Source organism: Sphingobium sp. ba1 (assembly GCF_000743655.1).
GTDB lineage: Bacteria > Pseudomonadota > Alphaproteobacteria > Sphingomonadales > Sphingomonadaceae > Sphingobium.
On sequence record NZ_JPPQ01000021.1, the window covers coordinates 1 to 3,031 of the forward strand.

Consider the following 3,031-nt stretch of genomic DNA (forward strand, 5'->3'; position numbering starts at 1 on the left):
GCTTGCGCCCGGCGAAGGCCCGGCATCGCGCCCAAGGCGGCCTCGACCGCCGCGACGACAGCGCGGCCGCCATGGCAATGGAGTTCGACCAGATCCTCGCCGGTCACCGTGCCGGGGCCGGGCAGCCAGAGGATGAGCGCGCGATCCAGCGGCGCGCCATCCTGCGGGTCGGTAAGCAAGGCGAGGCTCGCCTGACGCGGTGGCGGGGTGCGCTGGGCGAGACTTTCCAGCGCCGCGCGCGCGCGTGATCCGCTGACCCGCACCACCGCAATCCCCGCAGGCGGCGCGCCGCTAGACAGGGCGAAAATCGTGTCGGTCATCGGCGTGGCGACGATGCTATTTCTTGTCGCTTGCCCCGCCCATGCCGGACAGGCCGATATTCATCATCTGCTGGAACAGGCGCACGCCCGCATCGCCCATGGGCGAGAAGCTCTTGAACAGGGTTTCCATCTGTTCGACGTTGCCGACCCCTTCGAAACTGTCGAGGACGGTGCGGATATATTTGTCGTGGATGGGCGTCACATCGGGCAGGCCGAGAAAGGCGCGCGCCTCGGCTGGGCTGCAATCCACATCGACCGTTACCTTCATAATCCTGGCCCTTCTGGTTCTTCTATCGTCTGTTCCCCGTCATGCCGCAAACAGGCGCATGGTGGCAAATTTTTTGCGTCGGTCGATGGTTGCGCGCCTACCGCGATGCGCCAATATGCGGGCGAGCCCCTATGGCCCAACCGCGAAGAGGAATGCGACATGACAGGCTTTACCCCGATCGAGACGCTGGAGGGCGGTGCCCGGTTCGACGCTTATGTGGCACGACCAGAAGGCGACGAGGCCAAGGCGGCAATTATCGTCATCCAGGAAATTTTCGGCGTGAACGAAGGCATCCGCCGCAAATGCGATAATTGGGCCAAGGCAGGCTATGTCGCTTATGCCCCCGACCTGTTCTGGCGCGAGACGCCGCATGTCGAACTGGACGCCGATGTGCCGGAGGAATTCCAGGCTGCGCTCGGCCATATGCAGAAGCTCAATCAGGATCAGGCGATCCGTGATATCGAAGCGACGATCAAGGCGGCGCGTGGCGCCGTGGATGGCGGCAAGGTCGGGCTGGTCGGCTATTGCCTGGGCGGGCGGCTGGCGTTCATGGCGGCGTGCCGTACCGATGGCGATGCGTTCGTGTCCTATTATGGCGTCGGAATCGATGGCTTGCTGGGCGAAGCGAAAGCGATCGGAAAGCCCGTCATGCTGCACATTCCGACCGCCGATCATTTCGTCCTGCCGGACGCGCAGAAGGCGATGCATGACGGGCTGGAGCCGAACCGCCATATTGTCCTGCATGACTATGACGGGCTGGACCATGGGTTCGCCGCCGAGATGGGCAGCCGACGCGACGAGGAAGCGGCTGAGCTGGCCGACCAGCGCACCGCCGATTTCTTCGCCGAGCATCTCGCCTGATGGTCGATGCCTGGCGGATGGTGGCCCGCAGCCATGGCGGGCCGGAGGTGATCGCGCGCGAGGATTTCGATCCGGGCGTGCCGGGTGACGGCGAATTGCTGATCGCGCAGGAGGCGATCGGGCTGAATTTCATCGACACCTATTATCGCACCGGCCTCTACCCTGCCCCCCTCCCCACCCCCTTGGGGTCGGAGGGGGCAGGCCATGTCCTTGCAGTCGGACCGGGCGTGTCGGGCTTTGCCGTCGGCGACAGGGTCGGCTGCGCGCATGGGCTGGGTGCCTATGCCAGCCACCGCATCGTCGCGGCCGAGCGCGCGGTGAGGATTCCCGATGGCGTGTCAAGCGAGGATGCCGCCGCGATGATGCTCAAGGGCATGACCGCCTGTTACCTGGCCGAAGACACGGTCGACCTGGCGGCCGGGCAGGTCGCGCTGGTGCATGCGGCAGCGGGCGGAGTCGGGTCAGTCCTGGTGCCGTGGCTGCGCGACAGGGGCGTGGTGGTCATCGCCCATTGCGGGTCGGCGGAGAAGGCCGCGCTGGTCGATGCCGACCATAGCCTCCATGGTCCCTTCGCCGATCTGGCCGCGGCCGTTCGCGACCTGACCGGCGACCAGGGCGTCGATGTCGTCTATGACGGTGTCGGCAAGGATAGTTGGGCGGCTTCGCTGGCCAGCCTTAAGCGCCGTGGGTTGATGGTAAGCTATGGCAATGCGTCAGGCGCAGTGCCGCCGATCAGCCTGCTGGACCTGAGCAAGGGCGGGTCGCTCTATGTCACGCGGCCGACGCTTTTCGACTATGTCGCAACGGCGCAGGCGCTGGCGCATACGGCCGACCGGCTGTTCGACCGGATGCAGCGCGGCGTGGTGCGCGCGGTGATCGGTCAGCGCTTCGCGCTTGCCGATGCACCAGAGGCGCACCGGGCACTGGAGGCACGGCAGACGACCGGCGCGACGATCCTGCTACCCTGATTGGGGCGGGTAGCAGACACAAAAAAGGGGGGCGAAACCATGATGGTTTCGCCCCCCTTTTTACGTCGGATCAGCGGCTTAGCGGAACAGTTGCAGCAGCCCGACTTCCTGATCAGTGATGCCGGTATAGATCATCGTGCTGGCGACATAGAGGATGACCAACAGGCCAACCCAGGCGATCCAGCGATAGCGCTCGATATATTTGGCGATGATGTTGGCAGCGATACCCATCAGGCCGACGGCAATCACCAGCCCGACCATCAGGATGCCCGGATGATCGCGCGCCGCACCAGCGACGGCCAGCACATTGTCGAGGCTCATCGACACGTCAGCCACGGCGACCGCCCAAGCGGCGGCGGCGAAGCTCTTGGCGGGCTTCATGCCAGAATGTTCGTCGCCTTCGATTTCCGGCGACCCGGCGCTTTCGCCGCCATGGCCGATTTCGCGATACATTTTCCAGGCAACCCAGAACAGCAAGACGCCGCCCGCAAACACCAGGCCGATCAGCTGCAGCAACTGCGTCACCACCAGCGCAAAGCCGATGCGCAGCACCAGCGCGGCGATGATCCCGATCAGGATCACCTTCTTGCGCTGATCGGCGGGCAGGCCCGCCG

The 3,031-nt window shown here is 65.1% G+C and carries 4 protein-coding genes and 1 pseudogene; 2 read left to right on the plus strand and 3 right to left on the minus strand.

Annotated features, from left to right (window positions below):
- Together IL54_RS02035 and IL54_RS02040 are read right to left on the minus strand one after the other, a co-directional pair.
- Positions 1-320 (minus strand): annotated as a pseudogene (locus IL54_RS02035) (tRNA uridine-5-carboxymethylaminomethyl(34) synthesis GTPase MnmE); the annotation flags it as partial.
- Positions 321-336: 16 nt separating this feature from the next.
- Entirely contained in the window at positions 337-588 is a 252-nt protein-coding gene (locus tag IL54_RS02040; RefSeq protein WP_037472701.1) for a DUF6489 family protein, read from the minus strand.
- A gap of 159 nt (positions 589-747) precedes the next feature.
- Here IL54_RS02040 and IL54_RS02045 point away from each other — a divergent pair, with 159 nt between their 5' ends.
- Together IL54_RS02045 and IL54_RS02050 are read left to right on the plus strand one after the other, a co-directional pair.
- Positions 748-1,449 carry a dienelactone hydrolase family protein gene (locus tag IL54_RS02045; protein ID WP_037472704.1) on the plus strand — a complete coding sequence of 234 codons (702 nt, stop codon included), beginning with the start codon at positions 748-750 and terminating at the stop codon, positions 1,447-1,449.
- Positions 1,449-2,417: a quinone oxidoreductase family protein gene (locus IL54_RS02050; RefSeq protein WP_237748756.1), complete on the plus strand. Its 969-nt coding sequence runs from the start codon at positions 1,449-1,451 to the stop codon at positions 2,415-2,417. Before IL54_RS02045 ends, IL54_RS02050 begins: the two co-directional genes overlap by 1 nt.
- Before the next feature lie 78 nt (positions 2,418-2,495).
- Here IL54_RS02050 and IL54_RS02055 read toward each other — a convergent pair.
- On the minus strand, positions 2,496-3,031 hold a 536-nt coding region (locus IL54_RS02055; protein WP_037472702.1), incomplete at its 5' end, for a YjbE family putative metal transport protein.

What these genes read in the sequence shown, in the direction of transcription:
- IL54_RS02040 (WP_037472701.1), bottom strand. Translation starts at nt 588, where the DNA reads ATGAAGGTAACGGTCGATGTGGATTGCAGCCCAGCCGAGGCGCGCGCC.
- IL54_RS02045 (WP_037472704.1), top strand. Translation starts at nt 748, where the DNA reads ATGACAGGCTTTACCCCGATCGAGACGCTGGAGGGCGGTGCCCGGTTC.
- IL54_RS02050 (WP_237748756.1), top strand. Translation starts at nt 1,449, where the DNA reads ATGGTCGATGCCTGGCGGATGGTGGCCCGCAGCCATGGCGGGCCGGAG.